The sequence below is a fragment of the Afipia sp. GW821-FHT04G03 genome (assembly GCF_059419985.1).
Genome location: NZ_JBWKSV010000001.1, coordinates 504,310 through 518,843, shown reverse-complemented (window position 1 = coordinate 518,843; position 14,534 = coordinate 504,310). Strand labels below are relative to the sequence as shown.

10 protein-coding genes are annotated in these 14,534 nt (G+C 61.4%); 6 read left to right on the top strand and 4 right to left on the bottom strand.

Annotation, left to right across the window (positions count from 1 at the left end; all coding sequences use genetic code 11):
- Positions 1–19: 19 nt before the first annotated feature.
- Together AC07UB_RS02570 and pxpB are read right to left on the bottom strand one after the other, a co-directional pair.
- Complete coding sequence (locus AC07UB_RS02570; protein ID WP_494652269.1) at positions 20–1,039, bottom strand: 5-oxoprolinase subunit C family protein; 1,020 nt, start codon at positions 1,037–1,039, stop codon at positions 20–22.
- Positions 1,036–1,758, bottom strand: a complete 723-nt coding sequence (pxpB, locus tag AC07UB_RS02565) for a 5-oxoprolinase subunit PxpB (RefSeq protein ID WP_492789182.1) — start codon at positions 1,756–1,758, stop codon at positions 1,036–1,038. Before pxpB ends, AC07UB_RS02570 begins: the two co-directional genes overlap by 4 nt.
- Before the next feature lie 201 nt (positions 1,759–1,959).
- Between pxpB and AC07UB_RS02560 the strand changes: the two genes are divergently transcribed.
- Positions 1,960–2,658, top strand: a complete 699-nt coding sequence (locus AC07UB_RS02560; protein WP_492789183.1) for a ribonuclease activity regulator RraA — start codon at positions 1,960–1,962, stop codon at positions 2,656–2,658.
- Between the two features lie 56 nt (positions 2,659–2,714).
- Here the strand turns inward: AC07UB_RS02560 and AC07UB_RS02555 are convergent, their stop codons facing one another.
- Positions 2,715–2,921 carry a hypothetical protein gene (locus tag AC07UB_RS02555; protein ID WP_492789184.1) on the bottom strand — a complete coding sequence of 69 codons (207 nt, stop codon included), beginning with the start codon at positions 2,919–2,921 and terminating at the stop codon, positions 2,715–2,717.
- 229 nt (positions 2,922–3,150) lie between these two features.
- Between AC07UB_RS02555 and AC07UB_RS02550 the strand changes: the two genes are divergently transcribed.
- A complete protein-coding gene (locus AC07UB_RS02550; protein WP_492789185.1) occupies positions 3,151–3,348 on the top strand; it encodes a hypothetical protein in 198 nt (65 codons plus the stop codon).
- A gap of 16 nt (positions 3,349–3,364) precedes the next feature.
- On the opposite strand, the gene AC07UB_RS02545 is transcribed toward AC07UB_RS02550, so the two are convergent.
- Positions 3,365–4,219, bottom strand: coding sequence for a transglutaminase-like cysteine peptidase (locus AC07UB_RS02545; RefSeq protein WP_492789186.1), 855 nt, complete (start codon positions 4,217–4,219; stop codon positions 3,365–3,367).
- Positions 4,220–4,806: 587 nt separating this feature from the next.
- Here AC07UB_RS02545 and AC07UB_RS02540 point away from each other — a divergent pair.
- The 4 genes from AC07UB_RS02540 (at position 4,807) to AC07UB_RS02525 (ending at position 14,519) form a co-directional block, all read left to right on the top strand.
- On the top strand, positions 4,807–8,952 hold the full coding sequence (locus AC07UB_RS02540) for a VCBS domain-containing protein (protein WP_492789187.1): 4,146 nt from the start codon (positions 4,807–4,809) through the stop codon (positions 8,950–8,952).
- Positions 8,953–9,093: 141 nt separating this feature from the next.
- Positions 9,094–10,854, top strand: coding sequence for a type I secretion system permease/ATPase (locus AC07UB_RS02535; RefSeq protein ID WP_492789188.1), 1,761 nt, complete (start codon positions 9,094–9,096; stop codon positions 10,852–10,854).
- Positions 10,851–12,248 carry an HlyD family type I secretion periplasmic adaptor subunit gene (locus tag AC07UB_RS02530; RefSeq protein ID WP_492789189.1) on the top strand — a complete coding sequence of 466 codons (1,398 nt, stop codon included), beginning with the start codon at positions 10,851–10,853 and terminating at the stop codon, positions 12,246–12,248. The genes AC07UB_RS02535 and AC07UB_RS02530 overlap by 4 nt, the downstream gene beginning before the upstream one ends.
- 18 nt (positions 12,249–12,266) lie before the next feature.
- Positions 12,267–14,519: a CHASE2 domain-containing protein gene (locus AC07UB_RS02525; RefSeq protein WP_492789190.1), complete on the top strand. Its 2,253-nt coding sequence runs from the start codon at positions 12,267–12,269 to the stop codon at positions 14,517–14,519.
- Positions 14,520–14,534 lie beyond the last annotated feature (15 nt).

Sequence of the window (14,534 nt, the reverse complement as noted above, 5' to 3'; positions counted from 1 at the left end):
CTCTGTACCTTGTGTGAGATTACAGCTCGCCGGTGTCGATGGCATTGACCGCGACGCCCGCGACATTGGCCTTTTGCAATTCGACGAGATTGAGGCTGGAGCCACCCGCCTCGTGAATCCGGGCGGGCAGGGATTGCAGGAATTCGGATAGCTTGCGCGCCTCGGCCTGCGCGTCCTCGACGCTGATGGCCTTGAAGCGAAAGATTGAACCCGACTGCATTTGCGCGAAGCGGCCGAGGTCGGCGCTGATGACTGTCGCAATTTTGGGATAGCCGCCGGTCGTTCCGTGATCCGCCATCAACACGATGGGCTGACCATTGCCGGGCACCTGAATGCTGCCGTGGACCGCGCCGTCGGAGACGATGTTGTGACCGCCGGAATGTTCGACCTTCGGACCCTCCAGGCGATAACCCATGCGGTCGCTGGTGGCCGAGATGCGCCACTCACTGTTGAGAAACACATCGCATGCCGCGCCGAACTCGTCGTCCTGCGGTCCCATCACAACGTGGATCGCCGATGCCGATTGATCGTAAGTGTCCAGCGCCCGTTCGTGCGGCGCGAGTTGCGCCGTGCCGACATCCAGCGCATCGCCTGGCTGCAGCGGGCGGGGAAAGGGGCTGCCGAGGCCCGAACGCGCGTTGACGGAGAGGCTGCCGAACACCGGCTCGCCCGCGATGCCGCCCTCGATTGCGAGGTAGCTGAACATGCCCTGGCGCGCCGCGCCGAGCTTGAGCGTTTCGCCTTCCGCGATCAGCGCCGTCTGATGGTGGGCGAGCGGTGTGCCGACAATATCCGCGACACGCACGGCTCCCGACAAGGCGACGCGAACAGCGCCATTGCGCGCAGTGAATGATGCGCCGAACGGCCCGATTTCGATAGCGGCAGCAAACGGCGCGTTTCCCGCCAGATAGTTCGCGACGGCAAGCGCCACACGATCCATCGCGCCGCTGGTGGTGAGGCCGTAACGCTGCGCGCCGAAGCGTCCGGCATCCTGAACCGATGTAGCGGGTCCGACGGTGACGACGACAAGCTGACTCATGACGCGACCAGTTCGGCGACGGTCTCGCCGCGCTCCGCCGCGCGATCGAGCGCGGCAAACTCACCGGCGGGGATGGCATGGAAGTTCACGGCGTCGCCGGGCTCCATCAGGAACACCGGATCGCGGCGCGGATGGAACGTCCGCACCGGTGTGCGCCCAAGCAGGTGCCATCCGCTCGGGGCCGCGAGGCATTGCACGCAGGCCTGCACGCCGCCGATGGAGATGGTGCCGGGCGGTGTCTCCGTTCGCGGACTCTCGCGCCGTGGTGTTGCGATGGCGGGATCGAGCCCGCTGAGATAGGCGAAGCCGGGCGTGAAGCCGATCATCGCCACGCGATAATCGCCGCCGGTGTGCCTGGCGATGACGTCCGAGGTCGAAATGCTGTGCGCACGCGCGACATCGTCGAGATCGGCGCCGTAGTCGCCACCATAGACCACGGGTACACGCCAGCGCCGGATCGCGGTTTCGGGCGGGACAGGCAGTTGCGCCAGCGCGAGCAGCTTTTCCGACAATGCCGTGTAGCTGACCTGAACCGGATCGTAGTGAACCAGCAGCGAGCGATAGGTCGGGACAGTTTCAAGAACGCCAGCAATGGCTTCCGTTGCAACATTACGATCGAGGTTAAGGACCAGCCGGTTGATGGCCGGATCGATGCTGCGGCCGAATTCGACGGTCAGGGCGGTGTCGCCGGACGGCAGGATGCTGGGCGGGGTTGTCATCGATTGGCCGTTAAGTCTCGCGGACAAGGCTGAGCGCAGTTGTCCGATAAACGGCTCCAAATGGCAAATAAGTCAGCGTTATCGCGACGCATAAACCTGCATTACCGGTCACGCGAATGTCGCCTTGACGCCAAGCCGCGCTTTCGCAAAAAGGCAGGCCCACCACGCCGCTGATGGCGCCCCAAACCGGAGTTTCCCGACATGTCGCTCTCGCCAGACGCCATCGCAACGCTGAAAAAGATCACGACTGCCACCATCACGACGATCCTTCTCAAGAAGGGACTTCGCAATGTCTGGCTGCGCGGATCGCGTCCGCTGCGTCCGGGGCAGGAGCGCCTGGTCGGCCCGGCCTTTACCTTGCGTTTCGTGCCAGCGCGTGAGGATCTTGCCACGCCGGAATCGTGGTCGAAGCCGATCTCGACCCGCACCGCCATCGAGGCGATGCCGGCGGGCTGCATCGCGGTCGTCGATGCCATGGGCATTACGGATGCGGGCATCTTCGGCGACATTCTCTGCGCGCGTATGGCCAAGCGCGGCGTCACCGCGTTGGTCACCGACGGCGTGGTGCGCGATCTCGAAGGCGTGCTCGGCACCGGCCTGCCGGTGTGGTGCGATGGCGCGTCCGCGCCACCGTCAGTGGCCGGCCTGACGTTCGTGAACTGGGGCGAGCCGATCGGATGCGGCGGAGTTGCAGTGTTTCCCGACGACGTGATCGTCGCCGATCAGGACGGCGCGGTTCTGATCCCGCAGGCGTTCCTCGAACTCGTTCTCGCGGAAGGTCCGGAGCAGGAAGCGATGGAAGGCTGGATCGTCAACGAGGTCAACAACGGCGCAGCGTTGCCCGGCCTCTATCCAATGAACGCCGAAACCAAGGCGCGCTATGCTGCGTCGAAGAAATAGGCGCAGAGCTTATTGGGCATGATCTGATCCCGAAAACCGGTTCCCGTTTTTCGGGATCATGCCTTGGCGCGCCGCCAGCCGACCACGGAGGCTTCGACGAGGCTTCCCGATTCGCTGTTGCGCCATTCGCCGTTCACCCGGCGACATGCGAACGGAAGCTGGTAGGTTCCGCTCTTGTCCTCGCACAATACCTGAACAGCTTCTTCGGGCGGCGGTTCACCGTTGCCATCGAACTCGGCGAGCCGCTGCAAACGTGTTGCCATCGGCAAACTCCCTTCAACTCGAAAATGCACGCGCATCGGGCAGCATCCACCGACGTGACCCGAGCGCGGAAACCTCAATGAATCTATGAGATTTGCGTTTTTCGTATGACGCTGCGCCGGGAACCCCCGCGAGACAGATTTTCCACAGAAGCCCCGGTGTTTCATCGAATGGAACAAGCATTGATTTACGTCTTTCCGCCGACGATGGGCGGCGGAAAGGAGTAGTCTCATGCGGCAGCTTGCAATCGCACTTATCGGCGCGGGCGGGATTGTCCTGCTTGCTGGCGCCGTGCGGAACCATGGCTGGTCACTGGCCGATCAGATCTGCGCTCGCGGCGCAATTTTGTGTGACAACCCGTGGTGGGTGCTCATCGCCATCGCAGTCCTGCTGTTTATGGCGACGATCCAGACCATCGTCAAAACGTGAGCGGCGTAGCGTTCGCTTACATCGCGAGGGCCTGACAGAACTCGTCGAAGGCGACGGTCTGCGCCGTCAGTCCGACCGCGGACGCATCGGCTCCGGCAGTATTCTGCGTCTCGATTTCGGCAGGACGCGCCTGCGTATCGCGCGACGCGTCCGCGAACCTCGGTTGCTCGAAGCGCTTGGCGCCTTCCGCGTCGATGGCGAACAACGGGCGATATTTGCCGAAGTTGCTGTCCTCGAGCATGATGAAACTGCGGTTGTCCAGCATTCGCCAGTGTCCGTCGATGCGCGCCGCAACCACCGCATGATCTTCACCGCTCGCGGTTTCGCGCATGATGACGAGCCGGAGATCGTCAGCCGCGACACCGGCCGCGCGCAGCGCAACCAGCTTGGCGATCGCATAGTCCTCGCAGTCACCTGCGCCGGCCTCGAGCGTGGCCAGCGGGGAGGTCCAGTGGTCGTCGACGCCGTACTGCGCACGGTCGCTCACCGGACGGATCGCGAGATTGAAGGCGCGATTGACTTCACCCAGACGTGCAACACCGTCGCGGGCGGCAGCGGCTTTCACGATCGCAAGAAATTGGAGGGCGGGCTGCGATGTGCAATGCGCAGGATCGCGATCGCAGTCGGCGACGATGGCCGCTTCCGCCGCTATCGCGCGCTCGACATTGCTCCATTTGGTGCGAAGGGGACTTTCTGGAAGCATCGAGGTCGAGAGGCCAAACGGCTCCGGCGGAGGGCTCTGCTGAGCCGCCGATGGTGTGAGGACCTCATCCCTCAGCGCATAAGCTGCTGCATGAGCCGATCCGCCCAATACGCTGAGAATTAACGCGAATACAACAGCGCTCGCGCGCGCATAAATCCAAGCCGACATGTGACGCCCCGTGTCCGGACATCGGCTTGCTTATGCGAGCACGTGGCCGGATCATTCGTCACAAGGAGTAGGCTGGGCAGCCTTTTCGACGGCTTAAAGATGGGAGGAATGGGGTGATTTGAATTCAAATATGCGGAACTAAGGCTGAGCACATTGTGTAAAATTGTAGATAGGGCTAACGCGCCAGCGCTTGGCTATAAAATCACGTCAGGGACAATAAAGATTCGATCTATAGCCAAGTTCCAAAGTACATAAACTTAAGATTGAATATAGATGATATTTTACCGGACGACGCGTGCGCCGTTTTGGTGGCCTTTAGGCTGTTTTTGCCTTGGCAGCCGGGCGGTCATTGTCCGGAAAATCGGGAATACCGTTTTTATCTCACCAACTTAGAAAACCAGGCTGCGTCGGCCAAGTCTCCGTGGAGCAACATTACTTAAAATAAGAACGGCAAACCATGGCCTTTAGTTCAATCCGCTATGGAGCCGCGATCTTTGATGCTATGAATTCGAGATTATCGATTTCTTAATTATGACTTTTTGATGCGGGCGGGCTGAGTGAATTTCGCCGGACCATTTGACTCCAAATTGCTGAATGACTCCCCAGTTTCGCTGGATGGAGACGCTTTCGCGTTCGGCGCGAAGCCGGGCTTTGTCCAGCATCATCCCTCAGACGCACACGTCGTTGTTCCCGACGCGCATTTGCTGTTTTCCGGCAGTTATGTGCGGATCGGCAATGACCTGATTATTTCAGGCTCTGACCAGAAATTCGTTGTCGGAAACTATTTCAAGGGTGAGGCCAGACCCACGCTGTCGTCCAAGGACGGAGCGACGCTCTCGGGCCAGATCGTGGATGCGCTGACCGGCCATGTCGTTTACGCCCAGGCTGCTGCGCCTGGGGCGGCTGCCGCGCAGGTGATCGGTCACGTCCTGAAATTGTCGGGAAGCGCCAGCGTCATTCGCAACGGCGTATCCGTCGAACTCCACATCGGCGATGCCGTACAGAAAGGCGACGTGGTCCAGACCGGATCGGATTCGTCGGTCGGTCTGACGTTCATCGACGGCAGCGCATTCGGCATGACTTCGAATGCGCGCATGGTGCTCAACGAAATGATCTACGATCCGAACGGATCGTCGAACTCGTCGCTCATCAGCCTGGTGCAGGGCACGATCACTTTCGTCGCAGGACAAACCGCCAAGAATGGCAACATGCGCGTCGAGACGCCGGTCGCCACCATGGGCATTCGCGGCACGGCCGTGCTGGTGGAGATTTCCGCCAACGACGGGCCGACGAAATTTTCGGTGCTGGTCGAGCCGGACGGTCACACCGGCTCGTTCAACCTGTATGACAAGACGACAGGTCAGCTGATCGGGACCGTCTCACAGGCCGGGCAGGTGACCTTCGTGTCGAGCCTCGGTGTTGGCCAGACGCCAACGGCTGTTGAGCAACTCAAGACGCTTGCGGACCAGCAAAGCGAGAAGTTCATTATCCAGCAGGTCTTCCAGCTTTATTTTCCGAACTATACGCCGGACGACGCCAAGCCGAATTCACCCAAGAGCAATCCGCGAACCGACATCGGCGTTCCGGAAAACAACATCGGGAAATACGCATTCGATCCGGTGACGGGGCGGCTGACCTATACGGTGATCACGCCAATCACCAATCCGGATACGCACCAGACGACCGATACAAAGATCGTGTTCTACAACATCAAGGCGGCGTTCACCGCGACCGCTCTCTCGGCCAAGGAAGAATCTCCGGGCGATCCGTCGACCAACGGACTCATCAAGCTGAAGGACGCCGTTCATATCGACGATCCCGACATCAACGTCGGTCCCTTTTTCGACGTTGCGACGCCTTTCGTCGCGCATAGCGGCGTTCTGACCGCCGCATCGACGACCGCGACGCTGACGCTGGCCGCCAAGGCGGCGCTCCATCTCGACACGCTGCTTACGATCGACCAGATCACCGGGGATGTGAGCTTCAATCGGGCGGACTTCAACTTTCTAGCCGCGGGTGAGAAGGCCGAATATGTCATTCGCGTCACCGCATCGTCGGGGCCGGATAGCGCGAACGTTTTCATCAAGGTGACCATCACCGGCGAGAATGACGCGCCGACCATTGAGACAGCTTCAACGGTCGACACCGGCGGTGTCACCGAGGATTACGTTCCGGTCACCGACAATCTTAAGACGTCCGGTACGATCGGATTCCAGGATTTCGATCTGACGGACGGCCATACGGCATCGTTCGCGTTGAAGTCCGCGATTTCAAGCACGCACCTGCCGGGATTCGTCGACGGCGCAGTCGGCACCGTCAGCGGCGTGGTTGGTCTCGGTTCTTTCAGCCTCGATGCGGTCAGCGAAATCCTGACGGATGCGACGAACACCGGTCAGGTCGGATGGCATTTTGTGTTGCCGGACAACGATCCGGTGCTGCAATCGCTGGCGGCCGGCCAGACCATCAAGCAGGTCTATACGATCACCATCACGGACGGCAGCGGGGTCTCCGTGACTCGCGACGTCGAGGTCACGATCACCGGCACGAACGATGCGCCGGTGCTGACCGCCGATACATCAATCCATCAGGCAGACGAGGTGCCCGACATCACGGGCGCGCCGAATTCGGTCGTCGATGTCGCCACCGGCACGCTGGCATTTGTCGACGTCGATCTTTCGGACACTCACACTGCCAGTGCCGCGCTTCATCCCGGCGCGGGATCGGTCGTTTGGTCAGGCGGCTATTACAGCGGTATTCCGCAGGCCACCCGCGACGCGCTTAACAGCGCGATGACGGCTGCGGTGTCGGAGAGCAATACCGATACCCTCAATTACGGCTCGGTCGGCTGGGAGTTCAAGCTTCCCGATCATCTGTTCGATTTTCTGGCGCACGGCGAAACCCTGACGCTGATCTACGATGTCACCATCACGGACAACAACGGCCTTTCGTCAACCAAACAGGTCACCGTTCAGATCGGCGCCTCGAACGACCAGCCGGTGATCTCGGTGAGCGAAGACGCGGCGGTCAAGGAAGATGTCGGCGCGGTCTACGGCATTCTGAAGGACACGGGTTCGGTGACGTTCACCGACGCCGATCTGACCGATACCCACAAGGCGCATGTCGCCTACAACAACGATGCTGCGGGAAGCGCCGGGGTGCCGCTGTTGCTGGCGAACGCGCTTGCGACGGCATTGACGGTTCCTGCGTCGGCGCTGGGCGCCGGCAACCATACGTTCAACTGGGATTTCGCGCTGGACACCAATCTTGTCCAGTACCTCGCGGAAGGCGAGACGATCACGGCGAGCTATACCATCACTGTCGAGGACAACAGCAACGGCGCCAACGATACGTCGGCCGGGCAGGTGGTGACCGTGACTATCACCGGCACCAACGATGAGCCGATGATCACTGTGACCAATCCGGCAAGCGACACCGAGGGGAACACCGGCGCGCCTGATACCGTCTCCGTCACGGTCGCGGACCACGTGTTAATTACGGACGTCGATACCACGGACGTACATGTACTTTATGTGGCCGATACGCTGGCCTTCGATGCCGGCAGCCCTGCCCCGGCAGGCGGCGTGTTGGCCGATCTGTTCATACTCAATGAGACGGACGGCACGATCAGCTACGATCGCGCGGCTTTCGATTATCTGGCTGCGGGCGAGCATGTCACGGCGACATTCACCTTCGATGCGTCATCCGGACTGGACACGGTTCAGAAGTCGATCACGGTGACGATCGATGGCGCGAATGATGCGCCGGTCGTAAGCGGCGCGGTGCTCGCTACGGTTACGGAAGACGGTGCCACAAGCACGCTGGATGCGCTTGCCCATGCATCCGACGTCGATAACGGACATACACTGTCGGTCGTCAACCTCCCGAACACGCTACCTGCAGGCGTGACCTACGACGCCGTGGATCATACATTCACGTTCGATCCCGCGGACCCGGCCTATCAGTCGCTTGGCTATGGCCAGTCGACGGTCGTGACCGTCGACTACGGTGTGACGGACGGCATCGTCACCACACCGACTGCTGCTTCGGTGTCGTGGACAATAAACGGCACCAACGACGCGCCGGTACTAAACGGCGACAACGTTTCCGTATCGGAAATTGACGACAGTAGCCCGGGGCTGCCTGAAGGAACAACAAAGGTGTTCGGTGTCACCTTGTCCGATCCGGATGAAACGGGCTCGTTGAGTGTCAGTGCAACAGCCGGGGACGGCACTGTATCAGGCGTGAGCAACGGAACGGTTACGTCCATCAACGGCAATCTGACCAGTGGGATCACCTACACTCCGAACAACACGGTGCTGAACGCTAACGACAAGGTGACGCTGACCGTGACCGATGGCCACGGTCTTAGCGATACGATCAACTTCATTTTCAAGCAAAACGGCACCGGCGGCGCAACGCTCACAGGCACGGCGGGCAAGGATCTCATTTTCTCGACCGGCGGCGATGATACGATGACCGGCGCGGCGGGGCACGACAATTTCGTGTTTGCGCCGTACTCAGGGCACGACACGATCACGGATTTCTCAATCGGAAGCGACAAGATCGATTTCAGAGCCCTGACCGGCATCGACACGACGGCGCTGACGGCCTTGCTGAACACCGCCGATCATACTGGCGGGGATATGCTGCTCCACCTCAACGGCACCACGGATACCCTGCTTGTGAAGGGCGTTGCTTCGCTGAATACCAGCGATTTCATCCTCCACGCTTGATGCCCCGGGTAGGACGTAAACATTAACTTCGATGGTGTTTCCGGCTGCAACAACAGCTCGTGTTGTGGCAGGATGGGCGGGTCGATGCGCCATCATTGATGAACCGCAGATTGGCGTCGCGACACAGCCAGCCAGGTACCGATGCAATCCGCGAAGACATCACATCACGGGCATTCTACCCGTTCCGAACTGGGGTCGGCGCTTAACGCCTGCCGCAGCGCGTTCATCGGCGTCGGCGTGATGAGCTGTGTCATCAACGTGCTTTATCTGACCGGCTCATTTTTCATGCTGGAGATTTATGACCGCGTGCTGCCAAGCCGCAGCATCCCGACGCTGGTGGGCCTGATCGTTCTCGCAGGCGGCCTCTATGTCGTCCAAGGCATCCTCGATCTGATCCGCGGCCGCATCCTCATCCGGATCGGATCGACTCTGGATGAAATGCTGAGCCGCCGGGTGTATGAAACTGTCGTGCGCCTGCCGCTGCTCGTCGGCAACCGCAGCGAGGGTCTCCAGCCGCTGCGCGATCTCGACAACGTCCGCTCGTTCCTGTCCGGCATGGGGCCTGGCGCGCTGTTCGACCTGCCGTGGCTGCCGCTCTATCTCGCGATCTGCTTTGCCTTCCATCCGCTGATCGGCGTCACCGCGCTGGTCGGCGCCATTCTGCTGATCGCGCTGACGATCCTGACGGAATATCTCACCAGCGAGCCAATGAAGCGCTCCACGGGTCTGGCGATGCGTCGGCAGGACCTTGCGCTGGCGAGCCGCCGGAACGCCGAGGTTCTCACCGCCATGGGCATGGCGAGCCGGGTCGGCCGGCGCTGGGAGGAATCCAACCGCGATTATCTCGCGAGCAACCAGCGCGCGAGCGACGTCGCCGGGGGCCTCGGGGCCATCGCCAAGGTGATGCGCATGATGCTGCAATCCGCCGTGCTCGGCGTCGGCGCGTATCTCGTCATCAATCAGCAGGCGACGGCCGGCATTATCATCGCCGGATCGATCCTCAGCGCGCGGGCGCTGGCGCCGGTCGATCTCGCCATCGCGCACTGGAAAGGCTTCGTCGCCGCACGGCAGAGCTGGCACCGTCTCAACCGGCTGCTTGGCATGCTGCCCGAGCAGACCACGCAGACCTTGCTGGAATCCCCGTCGAACAATCTATCGGTCGAAGCGCTGAGCGTCAGCCCGCCGGGCGAGCAGAAGGCCGTGGTGCAAGACGCCACCTTCGCCCTTAAGGCGGGGCAGGCCGTCGGCATCATCGGGCCGAGCGGATCCGGTAAATCCTCGCTGGTGCGGGCACTGGTCGGCGTCTGGCAGCCGCTGCGCGGCAAAGTGCGGCTCGACGGCGCGGCGCTCGACCAATGGGCGCCGGACGTTCTCGGCCAGCACATCGGCTATCTGCCCCAGGACGTCGAACTGTTCGCCGGAACGATTGCCCAGAATATCTCGCGCTTCGCCGACAAGCCGTCATCGGATGATATTCTTGCCGCGGCGAAGGACGCGCGCGTGCATGAACTCATCATCGGCATGAAAGACGGCTACGACACGCAGATCGGAGACCAGGGCAGTGTGCTGTCGGCCGGACAGGCCCAGCGCATCGCGCTTGCCCGCGCGCTCTATGGCAATCCGTTCCTCGTGGTGCTGGACGAGCCGAACTCGAATCTCGACAGCGAAGGCGACGCGGCGCTGAACAAGGCCGTGCTCGCGGTTCGCGAGCGGGGCGGCGTCGTCGTGGTCGTGGCCCATCGTCCCATCGGCATCGAGAGCGTCGATCTGGTGATGGTGCTGAAGGACGGGCGGGTTCAGGCCTTCGGTCCGAAAGACACTGTGCTCGGTCAGGTGCTGCAACGTCCGGTCTCGTCATCTCCCGCGATCAAGATTGTCTCTGACAAGGGAGCGCACTCATGAAGGGGCCGAGCCTCGCAGGGACCGAAGGCAAGATCCGCGGCATTCTCAATGCGCTGTTTGCGCCGCTGGAGCGCATCGCAATCTTCAAAGGCCTCGACAAGCCGGGATCGCGCAAGTCGATCCGTCTGCATCTGATCGTCGGACTGGTGGTCGTGACGTTGCTGACCTGCGGGCTGGGCGGCTGGGCCTCGACCGCGCAAATCTCCGGAGCGCTGATCGCGCCGGGTTCGATCGTGGTCGATTCCAATGTCAAGAAAGTTCAGCACCCGACCGGCGGTGTCGTCGGCGAGGTGAGGGCGCGCGACGGCGACCGGGTCAAGGCCGGCGACATAGTGGTGCGTCTCGACGACACGATCACCAAGGCGAGCCTCGCGATCGTCACCAAGGGCCTCAACGGCCTTCTGGCGCGCAGGGCGCGGCTGCTCGCGGAGCAGGACGGCGAGGAGCGTGTGATCTTTCCGCCGGAGTTGATGGATTATTTTTCCGATCCGGAGGTGCGATCGCTGATCGGAAACGAGGTCAAGCTGTTTCAGGTTCGTTCGTCCGGCCGCGTCGGCCAGAAGGCGCAGCTCAAGGAGCGCATTTCCCAGCTGAAGGAAGAGATCGGCGGGCTTGAAGCGCAGGAGAACGCCAAGTCCCGCGAGATCGAACTCATTCAGAAGGAACTCGTCGGCGTCCGTGATCTGTTCGCCAAGAACCTCGTGCAGATTTCCCGGCTGACGGTACTGGAGCGCGATGCGGCGCGGCTCGACGGCGACCGCGCGCAGTTCATTGCCCAGAAGGCGCAGGCCAAGGGCAAGATCACCGAAATCGAATTGCAGGTCATCCAGATCGACAAGGATCTCTCCAGCGAAGTCTCCAAGGAGATGCGCGAGATCAACGACAAGATCGGCGAATTCGTCGAGCGCAAGGTTACCGCCGAGGATCAATTGCGCCGCATCGACATCCGGGCACCGCAGGACGGCATGGTGTTGCAGTCAAGCGTCCACACCGTGGGCGGCGTCATCACCGCCGGCGACGCCATCATGCTGATCGTGCCCGAGGCCGACAATCTGTCTGTCGAGGCCAAGGTCAACCCGCAAGACATCGATCAACTGCGGATCGGGCAGAAGACGCTGCTGCGGCTCTCCGCCTTCAATCAGCGCACGACGCCGGAGTTGAACGGAACGATCAGCCGCATTTCGCCGGATACCACAACGGACCAGCGGACCGGCCAGAGCACCTACACCATCCGCATCTCGCTGCCGCCTTCCGAAGTGGCGAAGCTCGGGGACGTCAAGCTGATCCCCGGCATGCCGGTTGAGGCTTTTGTACAGACCGGCGAACGCACTATGATATCCTATCTTGCGAAGCCGCTAAGCGACCAGCTCATGCGCGCATTCCGGGAAAAGTGACGGATACCAATTACGGACATGATGCGGGCGATATTGAAATCGGTGGTCCGTATCGTTGCGCGTGTCCGGCTGTATGCGAGGCATTTCGGCTACGGACGATTGTTATGTCTTCTTCTGCTGATCGCGTTTCTCGGCCTGAGAGTCACAGACCCGTATCCGCTTGAGGAATTGCGCGTCCGTACCTTCGATGCCTACCAGATCCTCCAGCCGCGCAAGATCACGCAGCGCCCGGTCGTCATCATCGACATCGACGAGAAGAGCCTTGCCAAATACGGGCAGTGGCCCTGGCCGCGCACGCGCGTCGCCGATCTCGTGCAGCGGCTGACCGATCACGGCGCCGCCGCTATTGCCTTCGACATCGTCTTTGCGGAGCCGGACAGGCTTTCGCCCGCAATCGCCGCCGATTCATTTCGTGGCCTCGACGAGGAAAGCCGGGCGAAACTGCGGGCACTCCCCAGCAACGATCAGGTACTCGCCAATGTGCTGCGCCGGTCGCCCGCCGTGCTCGGTGAATCCGGACTGCCGACATTCGTGCAGCAGCCTGAACTAAAACTGCCGTTGACGGGACTTGCCACCCTGGGCGGCGATCCGCGGCCGTTCCTGCTGCAATTCCCGGGGTTGCTGCGGAACGTTCCTGTCCTTGAGGAGGCAGCGCCCGGGCGCGGGCTGTTTACGATCCGCACCGAGCGCGACGGCATCGTCCGGCGCGTCCCGATGGTGATGCAGGCGCAGGGCGAACTGATGCCCTCGCTCACGTTCGAGATGCTGCGCATTGTCACAAAGTCCGACACTATCCTCATCAAGTCCGATGAAGCTGGCGTCAAAAGCGTGGCCGTGCCGGGCTTTGAAATCCCGACCGATCGCAATGGTCAGCTCTGGGTGCATTTCGCCAAGCACGATGCGGCGCGCTATGTGTCCGCCGCCGATGTGCTGGAAGGCGTCGTCGGTCCCGATCAAATCTCCCGCAAGCTGATCCTGATCGGCACTTCGGCCGTGGGCCTGCTCGACGTGAAGACGACGCCTCTCGATCCGGTCATGCCGGGCGTCGAGGTGCATGCACAGGTGCTCGAAAGTGCGCTGACCCGGTCCGTGCTGTCGCAGCCGAACTATGCGGTCGGCGCGGAGTTGCTGGCCGCGATCGTGTTCGGCGTGGCCATTATCTGGCTGGCACCCATTCTCAGCGCCATTACCCTGCTGGTGTTCGGCGCTGTCATTGTCGCGATCATGGTCGCGACATCCTGGTATTTCTTCACGGAAAAACGTCTGCTGCTCGATTTCACATTCCCGTTGATCGCGAGCACCGCGATCTATCTCGTCCTGGTGTTCAGCAGCTATTTCCGTGAACAGGCGCAGCGCCGCCGCATCCGATCCGCGTTCGGTCAGTACCTGTCGCCCGCGCTGGTCGAGCAATTGGCGCAGTCGCCGGAAAAACTGGTGCTCGGCGGCGAAGAGCGCGACATGACGATCATGTTCAGCGACGTGCGTGGCTTCACCACGATTTCGGAATCGTTCAAGCACGATCCGCAGGGCCTGACATCGCTGATGAACCGGTTCCTCACGCCGCTGACCAACGCGATCCTCGACCGCAAGGGCACCATCGACAAGTACATGGGCGACGCCATCATGGCGTTCTGGAATGCGCCGCTGAACGATCAGGCGCACCAGATCAATGCTTGCGAGGCGGCGCTCGACATGATCGACCGCATCGAGGCGCTGAACGTGGAGCGCGAGCGCGAAGCGATAGCCGCCGGCAAGCCGTTCATTCCGATGCGTGTCGGCATCGGTCTGAACACCGGAACATGCGTGGTTGGAAACATGGGCTCCAATCTGCGGTTCGACTATTCGGTGCTCGGCGACAGCGTGAATCTCGCCTCGCGGCTCGAAGGACAATCGAAATCCTACGGCGTGCCGATCATCGCAGGGTCAGCAACGGCGCTGGCCGCAAAGGACAAGTTTGCGATTCTCGAACTCGACTTCATCACCGTGAAAGGCAAGAAGGAGCCGGAAGTGATCTATGCAATTGCCGGACGGGAAGATGTCGCGACGTCCGGTCAGTTTCAGCGACTGCGCAACTTGAGCATCGAAATGCTGGCCTGCTACCGAAGCCGCGACTGGGACGGCGCGATGGCGGCGATTGCAAAGGGCCGCATCGCCGATGAAGCAAAAAGCTTCCACGGGCTTTACGATCTCTATTCGGAGCGGATTGAAGCGTTCCGGAAAACGCCCCCGCCGGACGACTGGAATGGCGTCATGGCTCTCACGTCCAAATAGCAAATGAGGCGAAAG

Excerpts from the sequence above, each read along its gene's own strand:
- AC07UB_RS02570 (WP_494652269.1), bottom strand. The coding sequence starts at position 1,039 with ATGAGTCAGCTTGTCGTCGTCACCGTCGGACCCGCTACATCGGTTCAG.
- AC07UB_RS02550 (WP_492789185.1), top strand. The coding sequence starts at position 3,151 with ATGCGGCAGCTTGCAATCGCACTTATCGGCGCGGGCGGGATTGTCCTG.
- AC07UB_RS02535 (WP_492789188.1), top strand. The coding sequence starts at position 9,094 with ATGCAATCCGCGAAGACATCACATCACGGGCATTCTACCCGTTCCGAA.
- AC07UB_RS02530 (WP_492789189.1), top strand. The coding sequence starts at position 10,851 with ATGAAGGGGCCGAGCCTCGCAGGGACCGAAGGCAAGATCCGCGGCATT.
- AC07UB_RS02560 (WP_492789183.1), top strand. The coding sequence starts at position 1,960 with ATGTCGCTCTCGCCAGACGCCATCGCAACGCTGAAAAAGATCACGACT.
- pxpB (WP_492789182.1), bottom strand. The coding sequence starts at position 1,758 with ATGACAACCCCGCCCAGCATCCTGCCGTCCGGCGACACCGCCCTGACC.
- AC07UB_RS02545 (WP_492789186.1), bottom strand. The coding sequence starts at position 4,219 with ATGTCGGCTTGGATTTATGCGCGCGCGAGCGCTGTTGTATTCGCGTTA.
- AC07UB_RS02525 (WP_492789190.1), top strand. The coding sequence starts at position 12,267 with ATGATGCGGGCGATATTGAAATCGGTGGTCCGTATCGTTGCGCGTGTC.
- AC07UB_RS02555 (WP_492789184.1), bottom strand. The coding sequence starts at position 2,921 with ATGGCAACACGTTTGCAGCGGCTCGCCGAGTTCGATGGCAACGGTGAA.